This is a genomic window from Escherichia sp. R1 (genome assembly GCF_003000935.1).
GTDB classification, from domain to species: domain Bacteria; phylum Pseudomonadota; class Gammaproteobacteria; order Enterobacterales; family Enterobacteriaceae; genus Escherichia; species Escherichia coli.
The window spans coordinates 132246-158280 of record NZ_PSRU01000001.1 but is presented as its reverse complement, the minus strand read 5'-3'; the positions used below and the strand labels follow the sequence as shown (position 1 = coordinate 158280).

Genomic DNA, 26035 nt, shown 5'->3' with positions numbered 1-26035 from the left:
ATGGAATCTAATAATGGGGAAGCCAAAATCCAGAAAGTGAAGAACTGGTCTCCCGTGTGGATATTTCCTATCGTCACGGCGCTCATTGGGGCCTGGGTTCTTTTTTATCATTACAGCCATCAGGGACCGGAAGTGACCCTGATCACCGCGAATGCGGAAGGAATTGAAGGTGGCAAAACCACCATTAAAAGCCGTAGCGTTGACGTCGGCGTGGTTGAAAGCGCCACACTGGCTGATGATTTGACGCACGTTGAAATCAAAGCGCGGCTGAATTCCGGTATGGAAAAATTGCTGCATAAAGATACCGTCTTTTGGGTGGTGAAACCGCAGATTGGTCGAGAAGGGATTAGCGGCCTGGGAACGCTACTGTCTGGGGTTTATATCGAACTGCAGCCAGGCGCGAAAGGCAGCAAAATGGATAAATACGATTTGTTGGACTCGCCACCGTTGGCCCCGCCTGATGCGAAAGGTATCCGTGTGCTTCTCGATAGCAAAAAAGCCGGGCAGCTCTCGCCAGGAGATCCGGTGCTGTTCCGTGGCTATCGGGTAGGTTCGGTTGAAACCAGCACTTTCGATACGCAAAAACGCAATATCAGCTATCAACTGTTCATCAATGCACCTTATGACCGACTGGTGACCAGCAATGTTCGTTTCTGGAAAGATAGTGGCATTGCGGTTGATCTGACGTCAGCGGGAATGCGTGTGGAGATGGGCTCATTGACAACGCTGCTTAGTGGCGGTGTCAGCTTTGATGTGCCGGAAGGTCTGGATTTAGGGCAGCCAGTGGCACCGAAAACAGCTTTCGTTTTGTATGATGATCAGAAGAGCATTCAGGATTCGTTGTACACCGATCACATTGATTATCTGATGTTCTTTAAAGATTCGGTACGCGGTCTGCAACCGGGAGCTCCGGTAGAATTCCGGGGTATTCGCCTGGGTACCGTAAGCAAAGTGCCATTCTTTGCGCCGAATATGCGTCAGACATTTAACGATGATTACCGTATTCCGGTACTGATTCGTATCGAGCCAGAGCGGCTGAAAATGCAGCTTGGCGAAAATGCGGATGTTGTTGAGCACCTTGGCGAATTGTTGAAACGTGGTTTACGCGGATCGCTGAAAACCGGAAACCTGGTCACTGGCGCACTGTATGTTGATCTCGATTTCTATCCAAATACGCCTGCAATAACCGGTATTCGTGAATTTAATGGTTATCAGATTATCCCGACCGTCAGCGGCGGCCTGGCGCAAATCCAGCAACGACTGATGGAAGCGTTGGATAAGATCAACAAACTGCCACTGAATCCGATGATTGAACAGGCAACCAGTACGCTTTCTGAAAGTCAGCGCACAATGAAAAACCTGCAAACGACGCTGGATAGCATGAACAAGATCCTTGCCAGCCAGTCGATGCAGCAGTTACCGACGGATATGCAGTCAACGTTGCGTGAATTGAATCGCAGCATGCAGGGCTTCCAGCCTGGTTCCGCAGCCTACAACAAGATGGTGGCGGATATGCAGCGCCTTGATCAGGTGTTGCGAGAACTGCAACCGGTGCTGAAAACGCTCAACGAGAAGAGTAACGCGCTGGTATTTGAAGCGAAGGGCAAAAAAGATCCAGAGCCGAAGAGGGCGAAACAATGAAAAAGTGGCTAGTGACGATTGCGGCACTGTGGCTGGCCGGATGCAGCTCCGGCGAAATTAATAAAAACTATTACCAGTTACCTGTGGTGCAGAGCGGTACACAAAGCACCGCCAGCCAGGGTAATCGCCTGTTATGGGTTGAGCAGGTCGCTGTTCCTGACTATCTGGCGGGGAATGGTGTGGTTTATCAAACCAGTGATGTGAAGTATGTGATTGCCAACAACAACCTGTGGGCCAGCCCGTTGGATCAACAGTTGCGCAACACCCTGGTTGCCAACCTGAGTACGCAACTACCCGGCTGGGTGGTTGCCTCCCAGCCTCTGGGAAGCGCCCAGGACACGCTCAATGTTACCGTCACGGAGTTTAACGGTCGCTATGATGGTAAGGTCATTGTCAGTGGTGAGTGGCTGTTGAACCACCAGGGACAACTGATCAAACGTCCGTTCCGTCTGGAAGGAGTGCAAACTCAGGATGGTTACGATGAGATGGTTAAAGTGCTGGCCAGTGTCTGGAGTCAGGAAGCCGCTTCTATTGCGCAAGAGATAAAGCGTCTACCTTAATCATAAAGATTTGTAAATATAACCGTCTCCGGTATGTTGCCTGAGGCGGTTTTTTTGTTTCTAACGTGCGGAAAAAGTTGTTCCTCTTCACATTTTTTGTACAACCGACATGCCCGTGTAGCTCACAAATATGACAGTGGCGTGAATTTTGCGCATTGACGGCAGTTATGATTCGCGGTATTGCTTAACTGTGATTGCATATTTAGTAATCACTGTTTTCTTTTCCACCAGAAACCAGTATGAGGGAAACGAGGCATGAAGAGACAAAAACGAGATCGCCTGGAACGGGCACATCAACGTGGTTATCAGGCCGGCATCGCCGGACGCTCAAAAGAAATGTGTCCCTATCAGACGCTGAATCAAAGGTCACAATGGCTGGGAGGCTGGCGAGAAGCCATGGCGGACAGGGTAGTAATGGCCTGATTCTGTCTCTTTAAAAAGAAACCTCCGCATTGCGGAGGTTTCGCCTTTATATACTCTGTCTGATTAAAATCAGAATGCAGACGTATCCTGGAACAGACCTACTTTCAGGTCGTTGGCGGTATAGATCAAACGACCATCAACCAGCACTTCACCATCAGCCAGGCCCATAATCAGACGACGGTTAACTATGCGTTTAAAGTGAATACGATAGGTCACTTTTTTCGCCGTCGGCAGCACCTGGCCTGTGAATTTCACTTCACCTACGCCTAGCGCGCGACCTTTACCTTCGCCGCCCAGCCAGCCGAGGTAGAACCCTACCAGCTGCCACATTGCGTCCAGGCCCAGGCATCCCGGCATAACCGGATCGCCGATAAAGTGGCATCCGAAGAACCACAGATCCGGATTGATATCCAGCTCTGCTTCAACATACCCTTTGTCGAAGTTACCACCCGTTTCGGTCATTTTGACCACACGGTCCATCATCAGCATGTTTGGTGCTGGCAATTGCGGGCCTTTAGCACCAAACAGTTCACCGCGACCAGAGGCAAGAAGGTCTTCTTTTGTATAGGATTCGCGTTTATCTACCATGTTCTCTGTAAGCCTTATTTTATTGAAGCACGCAGGATAGCTAACACGTGTACGCTGAACAAGTCCGATCAGTTCGGAATAAACCAGTTCAGCCAACGTAATGGCCATGGAAAACGGTGACGTCCTTCCTGTTGCGATGCTTGTGCGATACGTTCCTGGATGGTTTGCATCAGCGTCGTTTGGCCTTCGCCATCCCACACCAGATTTAATAATAACGGCAGTGCGTCAGTCACATCGTCTACTGCCCAGATGGTGAATTTGTCTTCTTCTACCGCTTTCACCAGTTCACTGTGAAGACTTAAATGGCGAACGTTAGCTGTGGGGATAATGACACCTTGTTTCCCCGTTAACTCACGTTGCTGGCAAATAGCAAAGAAGCCTTCGATTTTCTCATTTAAACCACCGACTGGCTGGGCGCGACCGAACTGATCGACTGAACCTGTGATAGCGATACTCTGATTCACCGGCACATCGGCGAGGGCGCTTATCAGGGCGCAGAGTTCAGCCATCGAGGCACTATCGCCATCCACTTCACTGTATGACTGCTCAAATGTCAGCGATGCTGAGAAGGGGATCTGTTGCTCAAGCTGTAGTTCCGACATCAGGAACGCTTGCATGATCATCATCCCTTTCGCATGGATATTGCCGCCAAGCTCCGCTTTGCGTTCGATGTCGGTGAATTCACCATCGCCAATATGCACAACGCAGCTAATGCGAGAAGGTTCGCCAAAAGCGCGTGGATGACCCGGAAATTCAATGACCGAAAGGGCGTTAATTTGCCCGATGCGTTCGCCTTCGGTTTCTATCAGGATTTGCTCCTGAAGGATCTCATCCTGCATGCGTTCAGCGAGGAAACCTTCGCGCCATTCACGCTGCTGTAGCATTAAGTTTAGCTGCTCGCCGGAGAAGGTGTCGCCATCACACAGGGAGGCGACCTCTTGACACTGGCGGAGGATCCACTGCGGGCTAAGCGGAAGTGTTTCTTGTTCACCAGTGTAGCGTGCTGCTTCGCGGATAAGTACCGGCCAGGCATCCGCTCCCGGTGCTGGTAAGTGATTATGTCTGGCGGTAAATGTCACCCAGCGACACCACTGGCTTACTGACTCCGCATCGACAATCTGCAGAGTATCTTCAAATTCGCTATAAATAGCCTGCTCTGAAAGCTCTGGCTCCATCTCCTGGAAATCAGCCAATGATTCGCGTTCGCCTACCAGAATGACTTTCAGCTTCAATGGCATCGAAGGCACAGAGACGGGGAGAGGGCGCGACTCATCAAACGCAACCCAGTCAAAACGCTCGCGGTTAACGATATTTTTCAGCCGCATCCACAGCAGAGGTTGCGCCAGCAGTGTACGCAAAGAGATGATGAGAATACCGCCATTTGCCTGATGCACCAGACCAGGCTGCAGGGTAATATCGCCATTAAACTGACGCAGGCAGCCAAAGAGTTGCTCTGCTTCTACCCAGTCGGCAGCGACAACTTGCGTTAAAGTCGCAAAATCATCATCTGCACTCACTGCGTGACGTAAGCGGATGGTGTGGCCGGAAACCTCATAGTGACCGCCCACCAGTTGGCCTGCATCGCTTTGTAGCGTACGCGCGGCATCAGCAATAAGATTCAGATACTCAGACTCTTCCGGGGCCTTCGCCAGCATAAAAGAGGAGGATGCTCGCGTATGCAGCAACTGCTCCAGCGCAAATTGCAGTCGCGGTTGAGTATCACTGAATAAAGGATCGTTTTCGTCAATCAAATGTGGCTGAGCAAATATTTCCTGATAGCTATCGGTATCAGGAACCAGGTCACGCCATGCAAGTTTCGTAATGGTCAAAGTTGATGTTTTTTAGTCTGTTGTCAAAGCCGCGATTATACCGTAACCGGCACTGCAGCACACGTAGAAAGCAACGACAATACTCCTGGCATGGGCGTTAAAGCTCACAGGATGGAGATTCTTTTCTTCACTGGCCTAAAAAGCTGATATTCTGTAAAGAGTTACACGGTAACATTGAGATCGCTATGAAATATCAACAACTTGAAAATCTTGAAAGCGGTTGGAAATGGAAGTATCTGGTGAAGAAGCACCGCGAAGGGGAGTTAATCACCCGTTACATAGAAGCCAGTGCCGCCCAGGAAGCCGTCGATGAGTTGCTCTCGCTGGAAAATGAACCCGTGCTGGTAAATGGTTGGATTGACAAGCATATGAATCCGGAACTGGTCAATCGCATGAAGCAGACCATTCGGGCCAGACGGAAGCGCCATTTTAATGCAGAACACCAGCATACGCGCAAAAAATCGATCGATCTGGAATTTATCGTCTGGCAACGTCTGGCTGGCCTTGCGCAGCGTCGCGGTAAAACGCTTTCTGAAACGATTGTTCAGCTGATTGAAGATGCGGAAAACAAAGAGAAATACGCGAATAAAATGTCTTCTTTGAAGCAGGATCTGCAGGCATTGCTGGGTAAGGAATAACTGTCAAAAGTCAGTTCAATTTACTAAAGGCAAAAAAAAAACCCCGCAGCTGCGGGGTTTTTCTACCAGACGAGAACTTAAGCCTGCGGCTGAGTTACAACGTCTTTGATGCCTTTAACTTCGATCTCTACGCGACGATCCGGAGCCAGGCAATCGATCAGTGCAGCACGCTGTTTCACGTTGTCACAGGTGTTGCCAGTAACCGGGTTGGATTCGCCCATACCACGTGCGGAGATTTTGTCTGCCGGGATACCTTTAGAGATCAGGTAATCAACAACGGACTGAGCACGACGCTCGGACAGAGCCTGGTTATAAGCGTCAGAACCGATGCGGTCAGTGTAACCCAGAACAACTACGGAACCGTCTTTCGGATCCAGGTTGCTCAGCTGGCTGTACAGCTGATCCAGAGCAGCCTGACCTTCCGGTTTCAGGGTTGCTTTGTTGAAGGTGAACAGAACGTCAGACTTCAGAGTGAAGTGCTTGGTCTGTACTTCCGGTGCCGGAGCTGGAGCCGGAGCAACTACTGGAGCTGCTTCGCCCTGACCGAAACGGTAGGAAACACCCAGGCTCAGCATGCCGTTGTCCGGACGAGTACCGATGGTGTGTGCGTCACCGATGTTGTTGGTCCACTGGTATTCCAGACGGGTAGCGATTTCAGGAGTGATCGCATACTCAACACCGCCAGCGAAGACCGGAGAAACGCCGGTATCGTGGTTTTTACCATCAAAGTTGGATTTAGTGTCTGCACGCCATACCATACCACCCAGACGAGTGTATACGTCCAGATCGTCAGTGATTGGGTAACCCAGTTTAGCGGTCAGCTGAACGCCCTGAGCTTTATATGCACCGTTTTCAACGCTGCCTTTGTATGGCATACGACCTAACCAGTCATAACCCATTTCAAAGCCAACATACGGGTTAACCTGGTAACCACCAAAAGCACCAGCGCCCAGTTGGTTTTCATGGGTTGGACCATTGTTGTTGATGAAACCAGTGTCATGGTACTGGGACCAGCCCAGTTTAGCACCAGTGTACCAGGTGTTATCTTTCGGAGCGGCCTGCGCTACGGTAGCGAAACCAGCCAGTGCCACTGCAATCGCGATAGCTGTCTTTTTCATTTTTTGCGCCTCGTTATCATCCAAAATACGCCATGAATATCTCCAACGAGATAACACGGTTAAATCCTTCACCGGGGATCTGCTCAATATTAACTCTACCGATATCTTCGGCTTATGCCGAGCACCCCTGGCGATGTAAAGTCTACAACGTAGTTGAAAACTTACAAGTGTGAACTCCGTCAGGCATATGAAAAAAAAGTCTTGTATAAGGTACGTTTAATCTTTTTTGTCAGCGACAATTTACAGAAGAAAATCGTGGAAACCGCTTCAGACAAGCCTCCGCAAGGAAAATTAGTCACGACTGAAAGCATTGGCTGGGCGATAAAAAAAGTTCCAGGATTAATCCTAAATTTACTTAATGATACAAATTAGAGTGAATTTTTAGCCCGGAAAGTTGTCTCGTTGCGTGAGAGGATGCGCTTACCGGACGCATAATAAACCCCATAGCGTTACCTTCATTTGCCGCATCAACAAGTTCAGCATGCTCTTCTTCAGTCAAATCATCTGCCAACCAACCGATCACCACGCTGTAATTGCCCGTGCGTAAAGCGCGAACCATTGACTCCACGGTGTGGCAAGGGGAGAGCTGGCTAATCTGCATTACTTTCGTTAAGGGTAGCCCAGATGCCTGAACCCATTCGCGACTCAGTTTTTGTTGCGGTGTTAACCAGAGTTGCCAGCGCGATTGCTGACCGAGTTGCTGTAACAATGGCAACAGTAGAAGTTGCGTCATCATGGGCTGATCTTCGCGATAGACAACTTCACTGATAAGCCCGGCTGTAGTGTTTTCCGTAGAGACACGCGCAATTTTACTTGCTGTGGATGAGAACGACGAAGAACGATGTGCATAGCCTGAAGTGTACATAATCAATCCAGCCCCTGTGAGTTACTGTATGGATGTACAGTACATCCAGTGACGACAAAGATCAACTCTATTTTCGGAAAGAGCCTCGCAAATTTTGTCGTTGGTGACGGGAAAACATAAATTAATCTTGCCCCTTAAGAATAAGTTGCCTATTTTCGTAGTTAACGGATCCGTTAATGTGAATCATTCTTTTATGTTATGATTTTAAAAGGAATTTTATGAAAAGCCTCTCCTATAAGCGGATCTATAAATCACAAGAATACCTGGCAACGTTGGGCACAATTGAATACCGATCATTGTTTGGTAGTTACAGCCTAACCGTTGACGACACGGTGTTTGCGATGGTTTCTGATGGTGAGTTGTATCTTCGGGCTTGTGAGCAAAGTGCACCGTACTGTGTAAAACATCCGCCTGTCTGGCTGACATATAAAAAGTGTGGCCGATCCGTTACCCTCAATTACTATCGGGTTGATGAAAGTCTATGGCGAAATCAACTGAAGCTGGTGCGTCTGTCGAAATATTCTCTCGATGCAGCGCTGAAAGAGAAAAGCACGCGCAATATTCGGGAAAGACTGAAAGATTTGCCCAATATGTCTTTTCATCTGGAAGCGATTCTCGGGGAGGTGGGGATTAAGGATGTACGGGCGTTACGTATACTTGGGGCAAAAATGTGTTGGTTGCGACTGCGGCAGCAAAACAGTCTGGTGACAGAAAAGATTCTGTTTATGCTTGAAGGGGCCATTATCGGCATTCATGAAGCTGCGCTCCCGGTGGCACGCCGCCAGGAGCTTGCAGAATGGGCTGACTCTCTTACGCCGAAACAGGAGTTTCCTGCGGAACTTGAGTAATCTGGCGTTGCAGACGACCAATCTCTGGCAGTAATGCAATCAATAACCCAACTTGTTGTACGACCAGAGGTTCTTTGCTGTCTGCCCGTGGTTCAAGTTGCTGCATCCGCTGTTTCAGGCCAGCTAATGCCTGATTGACGCGTTCTTCATCAGCAGGTTGATGATGTAGCGCGTCATCAACATAGCAAACGGCGTCATCAAGAAACGCCAGAATTTCAGGATTAGTTAACTGCTCCCGGTGAGCACCGAGGGCTGAGATATAGCTGGTAAACGTATGGTTAAGGCACAGCAACCGAAACGCGGCTTCGCGAATTTGCGGGGTAACGTTCGGTTCGCTGGACATATTTGATACCACCGACGCCAGTTCAGCATCACGGTTGTGTGCATCGCGGCGGGCAATACGATACGCCAGACGGTTATCACGCCCCTGATGGTATTGTTCCAGTATGGCATCTAGATACCGGCAGTTGGCCTCTGTGGCGCGTTCGAGCATTCGCGGCAGATTGCGAAACTTCCAGTCAGGCCAGATGTAGCTCACTGCCGCCCACGCAATGGCACAACCAATCAGCGTATCGATTACGCGAGGTAACGCCACTTCAAAACCTTCACCCAGCAAGTTGAAACACAGTAGCACCAAAAGTGTGATGAACATCGTTGCATGGGCGTATTGCACGTTACGGAAGGCAAAAAAGAGCACGCCGGTAATAACCAGCAGCACCAGCTGCCCTTCCAGTGATGGCACAAACCACAGCACAGGAATACCAATTGCGATACCTACCAGCGTACCAATAATCCTTAACTTCAGCCGGTGGCGCGTGGCGTTATAGTTTGGCTGGCAGACAAACAAACTTGTCAGCAAGATCCAATACCCGTGATGCATTCCGGTTATCTGAATGATGGCGTAGCCGAAGCACAACACCAGCGACATTCTTACCGCATGACGGAAGAGGGCGGATTCCGGCGTGAAGTGACGGCTAAGACGCAGCCAGATATCACTCAATCCGTGCGGGCTGTCATCAGCGAGCTCATTTTCGTCATTATTATGGGGCAGTGCCTGGGCCTGTTCTGATTCAATTGTTGCCAGTTGGGCATCAATGGCACGTAAATTGTTCAGTAAAAATCCCAGTGTTTTGAGTAAATCAGCAGGAGCGCCGTTATCGCGCATCCGCTCCAGCGCAGCATCAATATGCGTAAAAGCGCGCTCAAAATGCGGATCATGTTGATAAGGCTGACGCAGCAAAATACAGCGTGACAGTTGCTGGCACGCCTGGCCCTGCATCGACATCAGCCGCTGAAAACGGAACAGCACGTCGCTGTGGCGAAAATGTTCACGCAATGTTTGATATTGAATATGAGAAGAGCTGGCACGCTCGTGAATATCCTGTGCGACAAAGTAATAATGCAGTGTGCGACGCGTTCCTCGTTGACCACGATCGCCACGTAAGCGGGTCAGCAGCGAGAGTTTCGTCTGATTCAATGTCGCCATCAGCTGACCGTTGGCGAGAGCCAAATCGTACAGCGGTGCCTGGCTTTCATCTTCAATATCAGGATCAAACATGCGCGACTTGAGCTCAAGATAACGCGCCAGTTGTTCATAGCAACGCGCCAGGTTGTCCTGCAGCGGGCGGACCGGGAACAGCAGATGACCAATAAGTGTCAGGACGTTGTACCAGACGGCACCGGCCAGAAGATACATTGGCTGCTGATACCAGTGCTCATACAGTGATGTTCCCAACATAGTGTAAATGGCGATCAGCAATGCACCGAAGGCAATTGTTGCATAGCGTTGACCCAGACCGCCGAGCAAAATGAAGCCGCTGGTAGAGAGCGTTAAGCCAATCGCAAATAGCCAGGGCCAGGGAAACAGCAATTCTACTGAGGCCGAGGCGATAAAAAAGCAGAACAGCGTAATGATGAGGTTACGCAAACGTCCCGCCAGTCGGTCATCGAGATCGGTCAGCGCCGCTGCCACCATCCCAAGCGTCAGCGGAATCGTCAGTTTTACATCACCCAGCCACCACGGAAACGCTGTGGTTCCACAAAGCGCAATAAAAATACGCGCGTAATACAGCCAGGCGCTGTTCCAGGTATAGCGTTTGAGCAAAGGACTTAGCATAAAGGCCATATTAGTGGATTATTGGAAACGACGACGAGCATTGGCTTCGCGCGCAGCTTGCGCTGTTTCTACCGATACCACGCGACGACCGACCGGCCATAGTGCAATAGCGGCAATTTTAAAGTTCGCAATACCGACAGGAATGCCAATGATGGAAATACATTGTGCGATGCCCGTTGCAATGTGCATCAGGCATAACCACCAGCCAAAGAAAATCAGCCAGAAAATATTCAATACCGTACCGCCAGTATTTAGCAGCACATTTTTGCCAGCCGGGTTCAGTTCATCGACATGAATAGCTTCATTGCCATAAGGCACCAGAGACAGTTTGGTGATCTCCCAGCAGGATCGTGTCAGTGGTAAGGTAAAAATCAGCACAATACTGACCAGAGTCGCCAACAGCCAGCCCAGAGTGGTGGCAAATCCGCCAAGCACAAAGTTCAGAATGTTCAAAACGGTACGCATAAAACCTCGCTTTACTGTGGTTTTCAGTAATGGGCGGCAATTGTAACGTTTTTTTGGGCTGGAGCACGTTTTCTCTGACGGTTACACTGATAAGAAATAATTTCGTGTGGATCTACAGAGTCATGGAACTGAAAGCGACAACGCTTGGAAAACGTCTGGCACAGCACCCTTACGATCGGGCGGTGATCCTCAATGCCGGGATTAAAGTCTCCGGCGATCGCCACGAATACCTTATTCCTTTCAATCAATTACTGGCGATTCACTGTAAGCGCGGTCTGGTATGGGGCGAACTGGAGTTTGTACTGCCGGACGAAAAAGTGGTGCGTCTGCACGGCACCGAATGGGGCGAGACGCAGCGTTTTTACCATCATCTTGATGCTCACTGGCGGCGGTGGAGTGGCGAGATGAGCGAAATTGCGTCTGGCGTTTTACGTCAGCAACTGGATTTGATTGCCACGCGCACCGGAGAAAATAAATGGCTGACGCGTGAGCAAACCTCTGGCGTGCAGCAACAAATCCGCCAGGCTTTGTCGGCGTTACCATTGCCGGTTAACCGACTGGAAGAATTCGATAACTGCCGTGAGGCGTGGCGTAAATGTCAGGCCTGGTTGAAGGACATTGAAGGCGCTCGGTTGCAGCATAATCAGGCGTATACCGAAGCCATGCTTACCGAGTATGCGGATTTTTTCCGCCAGGTCGAGTCTTCACCGCTGAATCCGGCGCAGGCCCGGGCAGTCGTTAATGGCGAGCATTCTCTGTTAGTGCTGGCAGGTGCAGGAAGCGGAAAAACGTCGGTGCTGGTGGCCCGTGCTGGCTGGTTACTGGCGCGTGGTGAAGCGTCTCCTGAGCAAATTTTATTGCTGGCGTTTGGTCGCAAAGCCGCTGAAGAGATGCACGAGCGTATTCGAGAACGACTACATACCGAAGACATTACCGCACGCACGTTTCATGCGCTGGCGCTGCATATTATTCAGCAGGGCAGCAAAAAAGTTCCGATAGTCAGCAAACTGGAAAATGATACCGCTGCCCGTCATGAACTTTTTATTGCTGAGTGGCGCAAGCAATGCAGCGAAAAGAAAGCGCAGGCGAAGGGCTGGCGGCAATGGCTGACGGAAGAAATGCAGTGGTCAGTGCCAGAAGGTAATTTCTGGGATGATGAAAAATTACAGCGTCGTCTTGCCTCTCGCCTCGATCGCTGGGTAAGTCTGATGCGGATGCACGGTGGTGCACAGGCAGAAATGATTGCCAGTGCACCCGAAGAGATTCGCGATCTGTTCAGTAAACGTATCAAGTTGATGGCCCCGTTATTAAAAGCCTGGAAAGGTGCGCTGAAGGCAGAAAACGCTGTCGATTTTTCGGGCCTTATTCACCAGGCGATTGTGATTCTGGAGAAAGGTCGCTTTATCAGCCCGTGGAAGCATATTCTGGTTGATGAATTTCAGGATATCTCGCCGCAGCGTGCAGCGTTGTTAGCGGCATTACGCAAGCAAAATAGTCAAACGACGTTGTTCGCTGTTGGTGATGACTGGCAGGCGATTTACCGATTCAGCGGTGCGCAAATGTCGCTTACCACGGCTTTCCATGAAAACTTTGGTGAAGGTGATCGCTGTGATTTAGACACGACCTACCGTTTTAACAGTCGTATCGGTGAGGTGGCAAACAGGTTTATTCAGCAGAACCCAGGCCAGCTTAAAAAGCCGCTAAACAGCTTAACCAATGGAGACAAAAAAGCCGTCACGTTATTGGATGAGGGTCAACTTGACGCTTTGCTGGATAAACTCTCTGGTTATGCCAAACCGGAAGAGCGCATTCTGATCCTGGCGCGTTACCATCACATGAGGCCTGCCAGCCTGGAAAAAGCAGCAACACGCTGGCCGAAGTTGCAAATCGACTTTATGACCATTCATGCCAGCAAAGGGCAACAGGCGGATTACGTCATCATCGTTGGCTTGCAGGAGGGAAGTGATGGTTTTCCGGCTGCGGCGCGGGAGTCGATTATGGAAGAGGCGCTACTGCCACCGGTTGAGGATTTCCCGGACGCTGAAGAACGGCGGTTAATGTACGTGGCGCTGACCCGGGCACGCCATCGGGTATGGGCACTGTTTAACAAAGAGAATCCCTCTCCCTTTGTGGAAATACTGAAAAATCTGGATGTGCCGGTGGCGAGAAAACCGTAAGAAACAGGTGGCGTTTGCCACCTGTGCAATATTACTTCAGACGGTCCGCGAGATAACGCTGATAATCGGGGATCAGAATATCGACCGCGTCGTTGAAATGCGGCGACTGGATAATGAAGTCTGCCGTTGCCACGTTGGTGGCAACCGGAATGTTCCATACCGTCGCCAGACGCAGCAAGGCTTTCACGTCAGGATCGTGCGGAACGGCATTTAGTGGGTCCCAGAAGAAAATCAATACATCAATTTTCCCTTCTGAGATCAATGCGCCAACCTGCTGGTCACCCCCCATTGGGCCACTCAACATCGCGTTGACGTTCATGCCGGTTGCACGGGAAATCAAGTTACCGGTAGTGCCTGTTGCATACAGTACGTGTTGTTCCAGTAACGGTTGATGTCGTTCCACCCAGCTCATCAGCATTTGTTTGCAGTGATCGTGTGCCACCAGCGCAATATGTTTCCGCGCAGGTAAAGTGCGTGTCGTCAGTTCCATAATGTACATCCGTAGTTAACTTTCCTACAGATTACTGTAAGCACTTATCGCTGCAAGAGAAAGACCGAAAAAGCCTGCGCACAGGCACAAAAATCTCAGGAAGATGGTTGTTTTTCCGCCCATTGCAGAAAAGTATTTCGCGTTTGTGGGTCAGCCAGTTTAAACCAATACTTCAGCCGTTGTTCTGTGAGCACCTGAGACTGCGGTGGAATAGCATCCAGCTCGGAAACACCCGAAAGCAGCGTACTGTCATCTGCCATCATCGTGGCAAATTGCGGTAGTGAAGCGCGTTTCGCGGATTTGTTATAGCGTTCAACCTCGACCTCATAATCAATCGTTTTTGCCGTTGAGGTAATGGCGAGAATATCCAGCTTTACCGGAATCGGCGTCGCATCGCCATCCAACAATTCAAGGCGCGGTGCGGCATCAAAATGGTTAGCTTCCCGCTCATTCTCCAGGCGAGGCAGGCGAAAATTGACCTGGTTGATGAGCTGGGTATTAAAACTGACCACCAGCGGTGGGGAGATATACAGCCGTTCTTCACTATTGGAAAGATGAATCGTCTTCTCAACGCGAAACACTAACTGATGCGGTCCGTTATCCAGTTCAATGCTGTCCGCACCGCGCAGCAGAGAGCTGGAAACCTTCTTGCCGTCGAGTACCAGAAGATCGACATCGGTTGAAAGCCGCAGCGTGGTGGCAAAAACGGATACCGGCAAACATAATGCAATCAAGGTGGTCACGATGCCGGTTTTCATAGGTAGCTCCTGTCAAAAGACCGCCCGAATAATAATGTGTCAAAATTTTTCTTTAATCATACTTACTAACATATAGACATATTTCCCGCTTTTGCTCTCATTCATTCGTATTAGCTGCATGGTTGGCATGTCGGCTTTGTCGTACACTTTGTTAAACAGTCTGGAGGAAATAATGAAAGAAACCGATATTGCAGGCATTTTAACGTCCACTCACACCATTGCGCTGGTGGGGGCAAGCGACAAACCCGATCGTCCCAGCTATCGCGTGATGAAATATCTACTCGACCAGGGGTATCACGTCATTCCGGTTTCGCCAAAAGTTGCTGGCAAAACACTGCTGGGCCAGCAGGGGTATGGCACGCTGGCAGAAGTTCCGGAAAAAGTCGATATGGTCGATGTTTTCCGGAATTCAGAAGCGGCGTGGGGCGTAGCGCAGGAAGCGATCGCCATCGGCGCGAAAACCCTCTGGATGCAACTGGGGGTGATTAATGAGCAAGCGGCAGTACTGGCTCGGGATGCCGGATTAAATGTAGTGATGGATCGCTGCCCGGCTATTGAGATCCCTCGCCTGGGCCTGGCCAAATAAAAAATCCCCGGAAGGCAAAAACCTTCCGGGGATTTGTTCAGGGATTAGTTACGCAGACGCGGGGCCTGGAGTTGTTTGCGGATGGTCTGCGCCAGCTCATCCATGGATGGCTGTTCAGGATGTTCATCCTGCAATTCGCTACTTAGCTGGGCTTCAGCCAGGTAGGTATGAACCGGTAGGCCGTTATCGTCCTCCATCACCACGTGATACCACGGAGCGGCGCGAAGCTCGTCATTCACCGCCAGCTCATCAGGCGACGGTTCAGAGAGCGAATAAACCGGGTCGATATCCACGACCACTCCGAGATAACCTAACAGGGAATGGCGGACCTGCTGGCCGATACCGAATTTGCTGGCAATCATAGTCACCTCCCGGGAAATCTTTACCTTTGATATAAGGGTAAAATTCCACATTTCAAGTTACATGACGCGACAGGCAAACCCTTTCAGATATAGCCCTTCCGGGTAGGTAGCGATCACCGGATGATCGGCTGCCTGACGGAACTGCTCTATAAATTGTACATCACGACCGGCATCAATTGCGGCATCCGCGATGATTTTCTGAAATAAATCGCTGGTCATCAGACCGGAACAGGAGAAAGTCAGGAGAATACCGCCTTCATTCAGCAACTGAATCGCCAGCATGTTGATGTCTTTATAACCACGACACGCGCCCATCAACTGGCTTTTATTCTCAACAAACTTCGGCGGGTCCATCACGATAACATCAAATTTTTCACCGCGATCGCGATAAGTACGCAGCAATTTAAAGACATCATCACGGACAAACTCTGCCTTGCTCAGATCCAGTTTGTTCAGCTCAACGTTCTGCCGTGCAATATCCAGCGCTTCCTGGGAGGTATCAACGCTGACAACCTGGCTGCAACCGCCCATCAATGCCGATACGGCGAAACCACCGGTATAGGAGAAACAGTTAAGTACGCGTTTATTTTCGACGTAGCGGCGGGTAGCCAGGCGGCTGTCACGCTGGTCCAGGTAGTAGCCCGTTTTGTGTCCGTGCTGAATATCCACCAGCAGTTTCATGCCGTGTTCTTCAATCGGCAGCAGGGCAGGCGGCAACTCGCCGGTGATGGGGCCCTGAGTCAGCTCCATCCCTTCTTTTTTACGTACCGCGACGTCGCTGCGATCGTAAATAGCACATTCCGGGTACAGCGTTTGCAGGGCGCTAATTAATGCCGCGCGCTGATACTCTGCGCCAGCACTCAGCAGTTGCAGCACCAGAAAATTACCGAAACGATCGATAGTAATACCCGGCAGGCCATCAGATTCTCCGGCGATTAAACGATAGCTGTCGAGGCCATCTTTTTGCGCCAGCCAGTCACGCCATTTTTGTGCTTGCTGCAAACGGCGGGTAAAAAAAGCAATGTCGATAGACTCTGACGGGTCAAACGTCCAGACGCGCGCCCGGATTTGCGAAGCTGGCGAATAAGCGCCGCGTGCTAACCATTTTCCCTGATGATCAACAATATCGATGGTTTCACCGAGGCTGGCTTTACCTTCCATGCGGGCAACGGCCCCGGAAAAGACCCACGGATGGCGACGAAGTAATGATTTTTCGCGCCCTTTGGCTAACACTAAACGTACACTCATAATTTACTTTTCTGTCGATGCAAAGAAATGGGCGTCATTGTCCGGAGTTTTCCATGGATTTGCAACGCGTCCATTAAGGATAAGGAGAGCAGCAATGTCGAAAGTCTGCATAATTGCCTGGGTTTACGGGCGAGTTCAGGGCGTTGGATTTCGCTATACCACGCAGTACGAAGCGAAAAAACTGGGATTAGCCGGGTACGCCAAAAATCTTGACGATGGCAGCGTGGAAGTGGTTGCCTGCGGTGAAGAAGGGCAGGTGGAAAAATTAATGCAGTGGTTAAAGAGTGGCGGCCCGCGTTCTGCGCGTGTGGAACGGGTGCTCAGCGAGCCGCATCATCCCTCGGGGGAATTAACCGATTTTCGTATCCGTTAAATACATTTTACCGGTTTTGGCAGGCCAGCAATTTTGGTGGCTTGCTTAGCCGGACCTTTCGGAAACAGTCGGTATAAATAGCGGCTGTTTCCTTTTTCTTCGCCAAATTTATTCGCCATCGCTTTTACCAGCATACGAATCGCCGGAGAAGTATTGAATTCCAGATAGAAATCACGCACAAAACGCACCACTTCCCAGTGTTCTGGCGACAGCGTAATCCCTTCGTTCTCTGCAATCACCACTGCCAGCGGCTCACTCCACTGGCTGCTTTCTTTGAGATAGCCTTCGGTATCCGTTTCTATCTCTTTACCTTCGAAGATCAGCATAATTATTACTACCTTAATCAGACTGGCGGCAGTGTAACAAAAAACAAAGCCCCGCATAAAGCGAGGCTCGGTAAGTAACCTTGGGCGAGATTAATCGCGGCTGGCGAAGCCCAGAATGCTCAGCAGGCTGACGAAGATGTTGTACAGCGAAACATACAGGCTAACCGTGGCACGAATATAGTTCGTTTCACCGCCATGAATGATGTTGCTGGTTTCAAACAAAATAGCGCCAGAGGAGATCAGAATGAAGACCGCGCTGATCGCCAGATGCAGAGCAGGCAGTTGCAGGAAGATATTAGCAACCATGCCAATCAGCACCACCACAATACCCGCCATCAGCATACCGCCAAGGAACGACATATCTTTGCGGGTGGTCAGCACATACGCAGAGCAGCAGAAGAACACCAACGCCGTTCCGCCCAGTGCCATAGCGATTACGTCACCCATTCCGGCAGACAGGTAGGTGTTCAGAATTGGTCCGAGGATATATCCCAGAAAACCGGTAAAGGCGAATGCGGAGATAATCCCGGTCGGCTTATTCGCCGTTTTATAGGTCAGGAACATCAAACCATACATACCCACCAGCGTCAGAATCAGACCTGGAGATGGCAGCATCAGCACCGTACTGGCAGTTGCGGTAATCGCCGAAAAGGCCAGCGTCAGGCTCAGCATAAAATAGGTATTACGCAGCACCTTATGGGTGCTAAGCAGTGATGTACGGTCATGTGAAGAACTAACAATACGATCCATTGAGTCACTCTCTATGACAGATGTAATTAATTAAGCAGCATAATGATAATGCGTAAGGGCACCCAGAAGTTTTACCCATCTTTACGCATTTGATCTGGAACAGGTTTAACAGCGGATTATCAGGTCATTAAGCAAATATAACGCCCTGAGAATTTCGACAGGCAAAAGAAAAAGGGGTTAGCAGTTAGCTAACCCCTTATCTTATTTGGCGGAAGCGCAGAGATTCGAACTCTGGAACCCTTTCGGGTCGCCGGTTTTCAAGACCGGTGCCTTCAACCGCTCGGCCACACTTCCGGAATGACGCGCACTATAAACATCCCGATGCGGCGTGTAAACCCCTAATTTGTTTGTTTGCCTGAAAAACAGTCAAAAGTGCATTGATAGCGTGAAATAACAGCAGATTGATCATTTCATCACCATGAATTCCTTCTCTTTTACTCGTTTAGCAACCGGCTAAACATCCCCACTGCCCGGCAAAAAGAAAAATAGGTCCATTTTTATCGCTAAAAGATAAATCCACACAGTTTGTATTGTTTTGTGCAAAAGTTTCACTACGCTTTATTAACAATACTTTCTGGCGACGTGCGCCAGTGCAGAAGGATGAGCTTTCGTTTTCAGCATCTCACGTGAAGCGATGGTTTGCCTTGCTACAGGGACGTCGCTTGCCGACCATAAGCGCCCGGTGTCCTGCCGGTGTCGCAAGGAGAAGAGACGTGCGATATGAATAACGAGGAAACATTTTACCAGGCCATGCGGCGTCAGGGCGTTACCCGGCGCAGCTTTCTCAAATATTGTAGTCTGGCTGCCACGTCGCTGGGATTAGGCGCGGGAATGGCACCAAAGATTGCCTGGGCGCTGGAGAACAAACCGCGCATTCCGGTGGTATGGATCCACGGTCTGGAATGCACCTGCTGTACCGAATCTTTTATCCGCTCCGCTCACCCGCTGGCAAAGGACGTCATCCTTTCCCTGATTTCCCTCGATTACGACGATACTTTGATGGCTGCCGCCGGAACCCAGGCGGAAGAAGTCTTTGAAGACATCATCACGCAATACAATGGCAAATATATCCTCGCCGTTGAAGGTAATCCGCCGCTGGGCGAGCTGGGGATGTTCTGTATCAGCAGCGGTCGACCGTTTATTGAGAAACTCAAACGTGCCGCTGCCGGAGCCAGTGCGATTATCGCCTGGGGAACCTGCGCGTCCTGGGGCTGCGTGCAGGCCGCGCGACCCAATCCGACGCAGGCAACGCCTATCGACAAAGTCATCACCGACAAACCTATTATCAAAGTACCTGGCTGCCCACCGATCCCGGATGTGATGAGCGCCATCATTACTTACATGGTGACCTTTGATCGCTTGCCAGATGTCGACAGAATGGGCCGTCCGTTGATGTTCTATGGTCAGCGAATCCACGATAAATGCTATCGCCGCGCTCACTTCGACGCCGGAGAGTTCGTGCAGAGTTGGGATGATGACGCTGCCCGCAAAGGTTACTGCCTGTACAAAATGGGCTGCAAAGGGCCTACCACCTATAACGCCTGTTCCTCCACACGCTGGAACGATGGCGTTTCCTTCCCGATCCAGTCAGGTCACGGCTGCCTGGGTTGTGCGGAAAATGGTTTCTGGGATCGCGGTTCGTTCTACAGCCGCGTGGTCGATATTCCACAAATGGGTACCCATTCCACCGCCGACACCGTCGGTTTAACCGCGCTTGGCGTGGTGGCAGCGGCTGTTGGTGTGCACGCAGTCGCCAGCGCCGTTGACCAGCGCAGACGTCATAACCAGCAACCTACAGAAACCGAACATCAGCCAGGCAATGAGGATAAACAGGCATGAGCACTCAGTACGAAACTCAGGGATACACCATCAACAATGCCGGACGCCGCCTGGTGGTCGACCCGATTACGCGCATTGAAGGCCACATGCGCTGCGAAGTGAATATTAACGATCAGAATGTGATCACCAATGCCGTCTCCTGCGGCACCATGTTTCGCGGGCTGGAGATCATCCTGCAAGGGCGTGACCCGCGCGATGCGTGGGCGTTCGTTGAACGTATCTGCGGCGTCTGTACTGGCGTACACGCCCTGGCTTCGGTTTACGCCATCGAAGATGCCATCGGTATTAAAGTGCCGGATAACGCCAATATCATCCGCAACATTATGCTGGCAACGCTCTGGTGCCACGATCATCTGGTGCACTTCTATCAGCTTGCCGGGATGGACTGGATCGATGTGTTAGATGCGCTGAAAGCCGACCCGCGGAAAACCTCCGAACTGGCGCAAAGCCTCTCCTCATGGCCGAAATCATCCCCTGGCTATTTCTTCGACGTACAAAACCGCCTGAAGAAATTCGTTGAAGGCGGGCAGTTGGGGATCTTCCGCAATGGCTACTGGGGGCACCCGCAGTACAAACTGCCGCCAGAAGCCAACCTGATGGGCTTTGCCCACTATCTCGAAGCTCTCGATTTCCAGCGTGAAATTGTCAAAATCCACGCGGTCTTTGGTGGTAAAAACCCGCATCCAAACTGGATTGTCGGCGGGATGCCTTGCGCCATTAACATTGACGAAAGCGGCGCAGTCGGGGCGGTCAATATGGAACGCCTGAACCTGGTGCAGTCGATCATTACCCGTACGGCGGATTTCATTAACAACGTGATGATCCCCGACGCCTTAGCCATCGGCCAGTTCAACAAACCGTGGAGCGAAATCGGCACGGGTCTTTCTGATAAATGTGTCCTCAGCTACGGCGCATTCCCGGATATTGCCAACGACTTTAGTGAGAAAAGTCTGCTGATGCCTGGCGGCGCGGTGATTAACGGCGACTTCAACAATGTGCTGCCAGTGGATTTGGTTGATCCGCAGCAGGTGCAGGAGTTTGTCGACCACGCCTGGTATCGTTATCCCAACGATCAGGTGGGGCGTCATCCGTTCGATGGCATTACCGACCCGTGGTACAACCCCGGCGATGTCAAAGGCAGCGATACCAACATTCAGCAGCTGAATGAACAGGAACGCTACTCGTGGATCAAAGCGCCACGCTGGCGCGGTAACGCGATGGAAGTGGGGCCGCTGGCACGCACGTTAATCGCTTATCACAAAGGCGATGCTGCGACCGTTGAGTCGGTCGATCGTATGATGTCGGCGTTGAAACTGCCGCTTTCCGGCATCCAGTCAACGTTGGGCCGCATTTTGTGTCGCGCGCACGAAGCGCAGTGGGCCGCAGGTAAGTTGCAGTATTTCTTCGATAAACTGATGACCAACCTGAAAAACGGCAATCTTGCCACCGCTTCCACGGAAAAATGGGAACCAGCAACCTGGCCGACAGAGTGCCGTGGTGTCGGTTTTACCGAAGCGCCGCGCGGGGCGTTAGGCCACTGGGCTGCCATTCGCGATGGCAAGATTGATCTCTACCAGTGCGTGGTGCCGACCACCTGGAACGCCAGCCCGCGCGATCCCAAAGGGCAGATTGGCGCTTATGAAGCGGCGCTGATGAACACCAAAATGGCGATCCCCGAGCAACCGCTGGAGATCCTGCGTACTCTGCACAGCTTTGACCCGTGCCTCGCCTGTTCAACACACGTGCTGGGCGACGACGGTAGCGAGCTTATCTCCGTGCAGGTGCGTTAACAGCGAAGGAGAATCATCATGCAACAGAAAAGCGACAACGTTGTCAGTCACTATGTCTTTGAAGCACCCGTGCGGATATGGCACTGGCTGACAGTGTTATGCATGGCGGTGTTGATGGTCACCGGTTACTTTATCGGCAAGCCGCTACCTTCCGTCAGCGGCGAGGCGACGTATCTGTTCTATATGGGCTACATCAGGTTAATTCACTTCAGCGCCGGGATGATTTTTACCGTGGTCTTGCTGATGCGGATCTACTGGGCTTTTGTTGGCAATCGTTACTCCCGCGAGCTGTTTATCGTGCCGGTATGGCGTAAAAGCTGGTGGCAGGGCGTGTGGTATGGAATCCGCTGGTATCTGTTTCTGGCAAAACGTCCGAGTGCCGATATAGGCCATAACCCCATCGCCCAGGCGGCGATGTTCGGCTATTTCCTGATGTCAGTTTTTATGATCATCACCGGCTTTGCGCTGTACAGCGAACACAGCCAGTACGCTATTTTTGCGCCGTTCCGTTATGTGGTGGAATTTTTCTACTGGACGGGTGGCAACTCAATGGACATTCACAGCTGGCATCGGCTGGGGATGTGGCTGATTGGCGCGTTTGTGATCGGTCATGTCTACATGGCGCTGCGTGAAGACATCATGTCCGACGACACGGTGATCTCCACTATGGTCAACGGCTACCGTAGCCACAAATTTGGCAAAATAAGTAACAAGGAGCGTTCATGAGCGAGCAACGCGTGGTGGTAATGGGGCTGGGTAACCTGCTGTGGGCCGATGAAGGCTTCGGCGTGCGGGTGGCGGAACGGCTGTATGCCCATTACCACTGGCCCGAGTATGTGGAGATTGTCGATGGCGGCACCCAAGGACTGAACTTGCTGGGGTATGTCGAAAGCGCCAGTCATCTGTTGATTCTCGATGCCATTGATTACGGGCTGGAACCCGGAACGCTACGAACGTATGCCGGAGAACGCATTCCAGCTTATCTCAGCGCGAAGAAAATGAGCCTGCACCAGAACAGTTTCTCCGAAGTGCTGGCGCTGGCAGATATCCGCGGACATCTGCCAGCATATATTGCCCTCGTCGGTCTGCAACCCGCGATGCTCGACGACTACGGCGGCAGCCTGAGCGAACTGGCGCGGGAGCAACTGCCCGCTGCGGAACAGGCGGCGCTGGTACAGCTGGCGGCCTGGGGAATTGTACCGCAACCGACTGAGGAGTTGCGCTGTCTCAATTATGACTGTCTGTCGATGGAAAATTACGAAGGCGTTCGCTTGCGTCAGTACAGGATGAGGCTGGAGAAACAGGGATGAGCAACGACACACCATTTAATGCGTTGTGGCAACGAATGCTGGCACGTGGCTGGACGCCGGTCAGTGAATGCCGTCTTGACGACTGGCTTACGCAAGCGCCAGACGGCGTGGTGTTATTAAGTAGTGACCCGAAACGCACGCCAGAAGTCAGCGATAACCCGGTAATGATTGGCGAATTACTGCGCGAGTTTCCCGACTATACATGGCAGGTAGCGATTGCTGATCTTGAGCAGAGCGAAGCCATCGGCGATCGCTTTGGCGTCTTTCGCTTTCCCGCCACATTAGTGTTTACCGGCGGAAACTATCGCGGCGTGCTGAATGGTATTCACCCGTGGGCGGAACTGATAAACCTGATGCGCGGGCTTGTCGAACCGCAACAGGAGCGTGCTTCATGAGCGAAACTTTTTTCCATCTGCTGGGGCCAGGAACGCAACCGAACGATGACAGTTTCAGCATGAATCCACTGCCGATCACCTGTCGGGTGAATGGTGAACCGAGTATGGCGGCCCTGGAGCAATGTGCTCACAGCCCGCAGGTGATTGCGCTGTTAAACGAGTTACAACATCAACTAAGCGAACGCCAACCGCCGTTGGGCGAGGTGCTGGCAGTCGATCTGTTAAATCTCAACGCCGACGATCGTCACTTTATCAATACGCTTCTCGGGGAAGGGGAAGTGTCAGTGCGCATTCAGCAGGCTGACGACAGTGAAAGTGAAATTCAGGAGGCGATCTTCTGCGGATTATGGCGGGTGCGCAGACGTCACGGCGAACAGTTGCTGGAAGACAAACTGGAGGCTGGCTGCGCACCGCTGGCGTTGTGGCAGGCGGCAACGCAAAACGTCTTGCCAACAGACTCGTTGCTACCGCCGCCCATTGATGGCCTGATGAATGGCCTACCGTTGGCCCATGAATTACTGGCACATGTACGTAACCCCGACGCGCAGCCGCACAGCATTAATCTGACGCAATTACCCATCAGCGAAGCTGACCGGCTTTTTCTCTCACGTCTCTGTGGGCCGGGAAATATTCAGATTCGTACCATTGGCTATGGCGAGAGCTATATCAACGCCACGGGGTTACGCCATGTCTGGCATTTACGCTGTACGGACACCTTAAAAGGCCCGTTACTGGAAAGTTATGAAATCTGCCCAATACCGGAAGTGGTGCTGGCAGCGCCAGAAGATTTGGTCGACTCTGCGCAGCGGCTTAGCGAGGTATGCCAGTGGCTGGCGGAAGGTGCACCGACGTAAAAAGACGGTAAGTATCGCTTTCAGGCTTATGAATATCGCAATCGGCGAATACCTCTGGTCGTAGAGTTTCAGGATAAAGAGGGAGATCTACCATTAACGGGTTATTTTTCTCTCTTCGCCTACAGGAGTGCGCATGTGGGATGTCATTGATTTATCGCGCTGGCAGTTTGCTCTGACCGCGCTGTATCACTTTTTATTTGTACCCCTTACCCTGGGGCTGATTTTTTTGCTGGCTATCATGGAAACCATTTACGTGGTCACCGGCAAAACAATCTACCGCGATATGACGCGCTTCTGGGGTAAGCTCTTCGGTATCAACTTTGCTCTTGGCGTGGCTACCGGCCTGACCATGGAGTTTCAGTTTGGTACTAACTGGTCATTCTATTCCAACTATGTGGGCGATATTTTTGGCGCACCGCTGGCGATGGAAGCATTAATGGCCTTCTTCCTCGAATCCACCTTTGTCGGGCTGTTCTTCTTCGGCTGGCAGCGGCTGAATAAATACCAGCACCTGCTGGTGACGTGGCTGGTGGCGTTCGGTTCAAATCTCTCTGCGTTGTGGATATTGAATGCCAACGGTTGGATGCAATACCCGACCGGTGCGCATTTTGATATCGACACCCTGCGTATGGAGATGACCAGTTTCAGCGAGCTGGTCTTTAACCCGGTCAGCCAGGTGAAATTTGTGCACACCGTAATGGCGGGATACGTGACCGGGGCTATGTTTATTATGGCGATCAGCGCCTGGTATTTACTGCGCGGACGGGAGCGCGATGTCGCATTACGCTCGTTTGCCATCGGTTCCGTCTTCGGTACTCTGGCGATTATCGGTACGCTGCAACTCGGAGACAGTTCTGCGTATGAAGTCGCGCAAGTACAACCGGTAAAACTGGCGGCGATGGAAGGGGAGTGGCAAACGGAACCTGCACCTGCACCGTTCCATGTGGTTGCCTGGCCGGAACAGGATCAAGAGCGTAACGCCTTTGCTATCAAAATTCCCGCGCTGCTAGGAATCCTCGCCACTCATTCATTAGATAAACCCGTGCCGGGTCTGAAGAATTTGATGGCTGAAACCTACCCACGCTTGCAACGCGGACGTATGGCGTGGCTGTTAATGCAGGAAATATCGCAAGGCAATCGTGAGCCGCATGTGTTGCAGGCATTCCGGGAGCTGGAAGGCGACCTGGGTTACGGCATGTTGCTCTCCCGCTATGCGCCGGATATGAATCATGTCACAGCCGCACAGTACCAGGCGGCGATGCGTGGCGCGATACCTCAGGTTGCGCCGGTATTCTGGAGTTTCCGCATCATGGTGGGCTGTGGTTCCCTGCTGCTACTGGTGATGCTGATTGCGCTTGTCCAGACGCTGCGTGGCAAAATCGACCAGCATCGCTGGGTGCTGAAAATGGCGCTCTGGAGTTTGCCGCTGCCGTGGATTGCGATTGAAGCCGGATGGTTTATGACCGAGTTTGGTCGTCAGCCGTGGGCGATACAAGACATCTTACCGACATACTCCGCGCACTCCGCCTTAACCACAGGACAACTGGCTTTCTCACTGATCATGATCGTAGGGCTTTACACCCTGTTCTTAATCGCCGAAGTCTACCTGATGCAGAAATATGCCCGTCTGGGGCCGAGCGCGATGCAGAGTGAACAACCGACGCAGCAACAGGGGTAAAGGAGAAA

The 26035-nt window shown here is 51.4% G+C and carries 27 protein-coding genes and 1 tRNA gene; 15 read left to right on the top strand and 13 right to left on the bottom strand.

Annotated elements, in window-relative coordinates:
- The 3 genes from pqiB (at nt 1) to rmf (ending at nt 2624) form a co-directional block, all read left to right on the top strand.
- Entirely contained in the window at nt 1–1641 is a 1641-nt protein-coding gene (gene pqiB / locus C4F37_RS00870) for an intermembrane transport protein PqiB (protein WP_000445548.1), read from the top strand.
- Nucleotides 1638–2201: a membrane integrity-associated transporter subunit PqiC gene (gene pqiC, locus C4F37_RS00865; RefSeq protein ID WP_000759110.1), complete on the top strand. Its 564-nt coding sequence runs from the start codon at nt 1638–1640 to the stop codon at nt 2199–2201. The genes pqiB and pqiC overlap by 4 nt, the downstream gene beginning before the upstream one ends.
- 255 nt (nt 2202–2456) lie before the next feature.
- Entirely contained in the window at nt 2457–2624 is a 168-nt protein-coding gene (gene rmf / locus C4F37_RS00860) for a ribosome modulation factor (protein ID WP_000828648.1), read from the top strand.
- Between the two features lie 69 nt (nt 2625–2693).
- Here the strand turns inward: rmf and fabA are convergent, their stop codons facing one another.
- Nucleotides 2694–3212 carry a bifunctional 3-hydroxydecanoyl-ACP dehydratase/trans-2-decenoyl-ACP isomerase gene (gene fabA / locus C4F37_RS00855; RefSeq protein ID WP_000227926.1) on the bottom strand — a complete coding sequence of 173 codons (519 nt, stop codon included), beginning with the start codon at nt 3210–3212 and terminating at the stop codon, nt 2694–2696.
- A 68-nt stretch (nt 3213–3280) separates the two neighbouring features.
- Entirely contained in the window at nt 3281–5041 is a 1761-nt protein-coding gene (locus C4F37_RS00850; protein WP_000156498.1) for an AAA family ATPase, read from the bottom strand.
- A 185-nt stretch (nt 5042–5226) separates the two neighbouring features.
- On the opposite strand from C4F37_RS00850, the gene matP reads away from it, so the two are divergent.
- Nucleotides 5227–5679 carry a macrodomain Ter protein MatP gene (gene matP, locus C4F37_RS00845; RefSeq protein WP_000877153.1) on the top strand — a complete coding sequence of 151 codons (453 nt, stop codon included), beginning with the start codon at nt 5227–5229 and terminating at the stop codon, nt 5677–5679.
- Nucleotides 5680–5756: 77 nt separating this feature from the next.
- Here the strand turns inward: matP and ompA are convergent, their stop codons facing one another.
- A complete protein-coding gene (gene ompA, locus C4F37_RS00840; protein WP_001313715.1) occupies nt 5757–6797 on the bottom strand; it encodes a porin OmpA in 1041 nt (346 codons plus the stop codon).
- 355 nt (nt 6798–7152) lie between these two features.
- Complete coding sequence (gene sulA / locus C4F37_RS00830) at nt 7153–7662, bottom strand: SOS-induced cell division inhibitor SulA (protein ID WP_000288723.1); 510 nt, start codon at nt 7660–7662, stop codon at nt 7153–7155.
- A gap of 218 nt (nt 7663–7880) precedes the next feature.
- Here sulA and sxy point away from each other — a divergent pair, with 218 nt between their 5' ends.
- Nucleotides 7881–8510 carry a CRP-S regulon transcriptional coactivator Sxy gene (sxy, locus tag C4F37_RS00825; protein ID WP_000839136.1) on the top strand — a complete coding sequence of 210 codons (630 nt, stop codon included), beginning with the start codon at nt 7881–7883 and terminating at the stop codon, nt 8508–8510.
- On the opposite strand, the gene yccS is transcribed toward sxy, so the two are convergent.
- Complete coding sequence (yccS, locus tag C4F37_RS00820) at nt 8473–10635, bottom strand: YccS family putative transporter (protein WP_000875041.1); 2163 nt, start codon at nt 10633–10635, stop codon at nt 8473–8475. The genes sxy and yccS overlap by 38 nt on opposite strands.
- Nucleotides 10636–10644: 9 nt before the next feature.
- Nucleotides 10645–11091 carry a YccF domain-containing protein gene (locus C4F37_RS00815; protein WP_001261236.1) on the bottom strand — a complete coding sequence of 149 codons (447 nt, stop codon included), beginning with the start codon at nt 11089–11091 and terminating at the stop codon, nt 10645–10647.
- A gap of 122 nt (nt 11092–11213) precedes the next feature.
- On the opposite strand from C4F37_RS00815, the gene helD reads away from it, so the two are divergent.
- Nucleotides 11214–13268 carry a DNA helicase IV gene (gene helD / locus C4F37_RS00810; protein ID WP_001538528.1) on the top strand — a complete coding sequence of 685 codons (2055 nt, stop codon included), beginning with the start codon at nt 11214–11216 and terminating at the stop codon, nt 13266–13268.
- Between the two features lie 31 nt (nt 13269–13299).
- Here the strand turns inward: helD and mgsA are convergent, their stop codons facing one another.
- Together mgsA and C4F37_RS00800 are read right to left on the bottom strand one after the other, a co-directional pair.
- Entirely contained in the window at nt 13300–13758 is a 459-nt protein-coding gene (gene mgsA / locus C4F37_RS00805) for a methylglyoxal synthase (RefSeq protein WP_000424181.1), read from the bottom strand.
- A gap of 95 nt (nt 13759–13853) precedes the next feature.
- Complete coding sequence (locus tag C4F37_RS00800) at nt 13854–14516, bottom strand: DUF2057 family protein (RefSeq protein ID WP_000847791.1); 663 nt, start codon at nt 14514–14516, stop codon at nt 13854–13856.
- Between the two features lie 172 nt (nt 14517–14688).
- Here C4F37_RS00800 and C4F37_RS00795 point away from each other — a divergent pair, with 172 nt between their 5' ends.
- Nucleotides 14689–15102 (top strand): CoA-binding protein, encoded by a 414-nt coding sequence (locus C4F37_RS00795; RefSeq protein WP_000665218.1) that lies wholly within the window; start codon nt 14689–14691, stop codon nt 15100–15102.
- 44 nt (nt 15103–15146) lie between these two features.
- On the opposite strand, the gene hspQ is transcribed toward C4F37_RS00795, so the two are convergent.
- Together hspQ and rlmI are read right to left on the bottom strand one after the other, a co-directional pair.
- Nucleotides 15147–15464, bottom strand: coding sequence for a heat shock protein HspQ (gene hspQ / locus C4F37_RS00790; RefSeq protein WP_001295356.1), 318 nt, complete (start codon nt 15462–15464; stop codon nt 15147–15149).
- Nucleotides 15465–15521: 57 nt separating this feature from the next.
- A complete protein-coding gene (rlmI, locus tag C4F37_RS00785; RefSeq protein WP_000116317.1) occupies nt 15522–16712 on the bottom strand; it encodes a 23S rRNA (cytosine(1962)-C(5))-methyltransferase RlmI in 1191 nt (396 codons plus the stop codon).
- Between the two features lie 94 nt (nt 16713–16806).
- Between rlmI and yccX the strand changes: the two genes are divergently transcribed.
- The gene (gene yccX, locus C4F37_RS00780) at nt 16807–17085 is read left to right on the top strand and encodes an acylphosphatase (RefSeq protein WP_000048225.1); all 279 of its coding nucleotides are present in this window, start codon (nt 16807–16809) and stop codon (nt 17083–17085) included.
- Here yccX and tusE read toward each other — a convergent pair.
- The 3 genes from tusE to C4F37_RS00765 all read right to left on the bottom strand — a co-directional run bounded on the left by tusE (nt 17082) and on the right by C4F37_RS00765 (nt 18455).
- Nucleotides 17082–17411, bottom strand: coding sequence for a sulfurtransferase TusE (tusE, locus tag C4F37_RS00775; protein WP_000904443.1), 330 nt, complete (start codon nt 17409–17411; stop codon nt 17082–17084). The two genes, yccX and tusE, sit on opposite strands and share 4 nt — an antisense overlap.
- Before the next feature lie 90 nt (nt 17412–17501).
- Nucleotides 17502–18161, bottom strand: coding sequence for an FtsH protease modulator YccA (gene yccA, locus C4F37_RS00770; protein ID WP_001538531.1), 660 nt, complete (start codon nt 18159–18161; stop codon nt 17502–17504).
- A gap of 206 nt (nt 18162–18367) precedes the next feature.
- Nucleotides 18368–18455: transfer RNA gene (locus tag C4F37_RS00765), tRNA-Ser, on the bottom strand.
- 426 nt (nt 18456–18881) lie between these two features.
- On the opposite strand from C4F37_RS00765, the gene hyaA reads away from it, so the two are divergent.
- The 7 genes from hyaA (at nt 18882) to appC (ending at nt 26027) form a co-directional block, all read left to right on the top strand.
- Nucleotides 18882–20000, top strand: a complete 1119-nt coding sequence (gene hyaA, locus C4F37_RS00760; RefSeq protein ID WP_001538532.1) for a hydrogenase 1 small subunit — start codon at nt 18882–18884, stop codon at nt 19998–20000.
- Entirely contained in the window at nt 19997–21790 is a 1794-nt protein-coding gene (gene hyaB, locus C4F37_RS00755; protein WP_000107398.1) for a Ni/Fe-hydrogenase large subunit, read from the top strand. The genes hyaA and hyaB overlap by 4 nt, the downstream gene beginning before the upstream one ends.
- A gap of 18 nt (nt 21791–21808) precedes the next feature.
- Nucleotides 21809–22516 (top strand): Ni/Fe-hydrogenase b-type cytochrome subunit, encoded by a 708-nt coding sequence (hyaC, locus tag C4F37_RS00750; protein WP_001538533.1) that lies wholly within the window; start codon nt 21809–21811, stop codon nt 22514–22516.
- Nucleotides 22513–23100, top strand: coding sequence for a hydrogenase 1 maturation protease (gene hyaD / locus C4F37_RS00745; protein ID WP_000003675.1), 588 nt, complete (start codon nt 22513–22515; stop codon nt 23098–23100). The genes hyaC and hyaD overlap by 4 nt, the downstream gene beginning before the upstream one ends.
- Entirely contained in the window at nt 23097–23495 is a 399-nt protein-coding gene (gene hyaE / locus C4F37_RS00740) for a hydrogenase-1 operon protein HyaE (RefSeq protein WP_000063990.1), read from the top strand. Before hyaD ends, hyaE begins: the two co-directional genes overlap by 4 nt.
- Complete coding sequence (locus tag C4F37_RS00735; protein WP_000004930.1) at nt 23492–24349, top strand: hydrogenase expression/formation protein; 858 nt, start codon at nt 23492–23494, stop codon at nt 24347–24349. Before hyaE ends, C4F37_RS00735 begins: the two co-directional genes overlap by 4 nt.
- Nucleotides 24350–24482: 133 nt before the next feature.
- Nucleotides 24483–26027: a cytochrome bd-II oxidase subunit 1 gene (appC, locus tag C4F37_RS00730; RefSeq protein ID WP_000263563.1), complete on the top strand. Its 1545-nt coding sequence runs from the start codon at nt 24483–24485 to the stop codon at nt 26025–26027.
- The last annotated feature ends 8 nt before the right edge of the window (nt 26028–26035 follow it).

Excerpts from the sequence above, each read along its gene's own strand:
- hyaD (WP_000003675.1), top strand. The coding sequence starts at position 22,513 with ATGAGCGAGCAACGCGTGGTGGTAATGGGGCTGGGTAACCTGCTGTGG.
- yccS (WP_000875041.1), bottom strand. The coding sequence starts at position 10,635 with ATGGCCTTTATGCTAAGTCCTTTGCTCAAACGCTATACCTGGAACAGC.
- hyaB (WP_000107398.1), top strand. The coding sequence starts at position 19,997 with ATGAGCACTCAGTACGAAACTCAGGGATACACCATCAACAATGCCGGA.
- sulA (WP_000288723.1), bottom strand. The coding sequence starts at position 7,662 with ATGTACACTTCAGGCTATGCACATCGTTCTTCGTCGTTCTCATCCACA.
- C4F37_RS00795 (WP_000665218.1), top strand. The coding sequence starts at position 14,689 with ATGAAAGAAACCGATATTGCAGGCATTTTAACGTCCACTCACACCATT.
- hspQ (WP_001295356.1), bottom strand. The coding sequence starts at position 15,464 with ATGATTGCCAGCAAATTCGGTATCGGCCAGCAGGTCCGCCATTCCCTG.
- hyaC (WP_001538533.1), top strand. The coding sequence starts at position 21,809 with ATGCAACAGAAAAGCGACAACGTTGTCAGTCACTATGTCTTTGAAGCA.
- ompA (WP_001313715.1), bottom strand. The coding sequence starts at position 6,797 with ATGAAAAAGACAGCTATCGCGATTGCAGTGGCACTGGCTGGTTTCGCT.
- rmf (WP_000828648.1), top strand. The coding sequence starts at position 2,457 with ATGAAGAGACAAAAACGAGATCGCCTGGAACGGGCACATCAACGTGGT.
- rlmI (WP_000116317.1), bottom strand. The coding sequence starts at position 16,712 with ATGAGTGTACGTTTAGTGTTAGCCAAAGGGCGCGAAAAATCATTACTT.
- hyaA (WP_001538532.1), top strand. The coding sequence starts at position 18,882 with ATGAATAACGAGGAAACATTTTACCAGGCCATGCGGCGTCAGGGCGTT.
- yccA (WP_001538531.1), bottom strand. The coding sequence starts at position 18,161 with ATGGATCGTATTGTTAGTTCTTCACATGACCGTACATCACTGCTTAGC.
- C4F37_RS00800 (WP_000847791.1), bottom strand. The coding sequence starts at position 14,516 with ATGAAAACCGGCATCGTGACCACCTTGATTGCATTATGTTTGCCGGTA.
- C4F37_RS00735 (WP_000004930.1), top strand. The coding sequence starts at position 23,492 with ATGAGCGAAACTTTTTTCCATCTGCTGGGGCCAGGAACGCAACCGAAC.
- tusE (WP_000904443.1), bottom strand. The coding sequence starts at position 17,411 with ATGCTGATCTTCGAAGGTAAAGAGATAGAAACGGATACCGAAGGCTAT.
- mgsA (WP_000424181.1), bottom strand. The coding sequence starts at position 13,758 with ATGGAACTGACGACACGCACTTTACCTGCGCGGAAACATATTGCGCTG.
- C4F37_RS00815 (WP_001261236.1), bottom strand. The coding sequence starts at position 11,091 with ATGCGTACCGTTTTGAACATTCTGAACTTTGTGCTTGGCGGATTTGCC.
- matP (WP_000877153.1), top strand. The coding sequence starts at position 5,227 with ATGAAATATCAACAACTTGAAAATCTTGAAAGCGGTTGGAAATGGAAG.
- hyaE (WP_000063990.1), top strand. The coding sequence starts at position 23,097 with ATGAGCAACGACACACCATTTAATGCGTTGTGGCAACGAATGCTGGCA.
- yccX (WP_000048225.1), top strand. The coding sequence starts at position 16,807 with ATGTCGAAAGTCTGCATAATTGCCTGGGTTTACGGGCGAGTTCAGGGC.
- helD (WP_001538528.1), top strand. The coding sequence starts at position 11,214 with ATGGAACTGAAAGCGACAACGCTTGGAAAACGTCTGGCACAGCACCCT.
- pqiB (WP_000445548.1), top strand. The coding sequence starts at position 1 with ATGGAATCTAATAATGGGGAAGCCAAAATCCAGAAAGTGAAGAACTGG.
- pqiC (WP_000759110.1), top strand. The coding sequence starts at position 1,638 with ATGAAAAAGTGGCTAGTGACGATTGCGGCACTGTGGCTGGCCGGATGC.
- appC (WP_000263563.1), top strand. The coding sequence starts at position 24,483 with ATGTGGGATGTCATTGATTTATCGCGCTGGCAGTTTGCTCTGACCGCG.
- sxy (WP_000839136.1), top strand. The coding sequence starts at position 7,881 with ATGAAAAGCCTCTCCTATAAGCGGATCTATAAATCACAAGAATACCTG.
- fabA (WP_000227926.1), bottom strand. The coding sequence starts at position 3,212 with ATGGTAGATAAACGCGAATCCTATACAAAAGAAGACCTTCTTGCCTCT.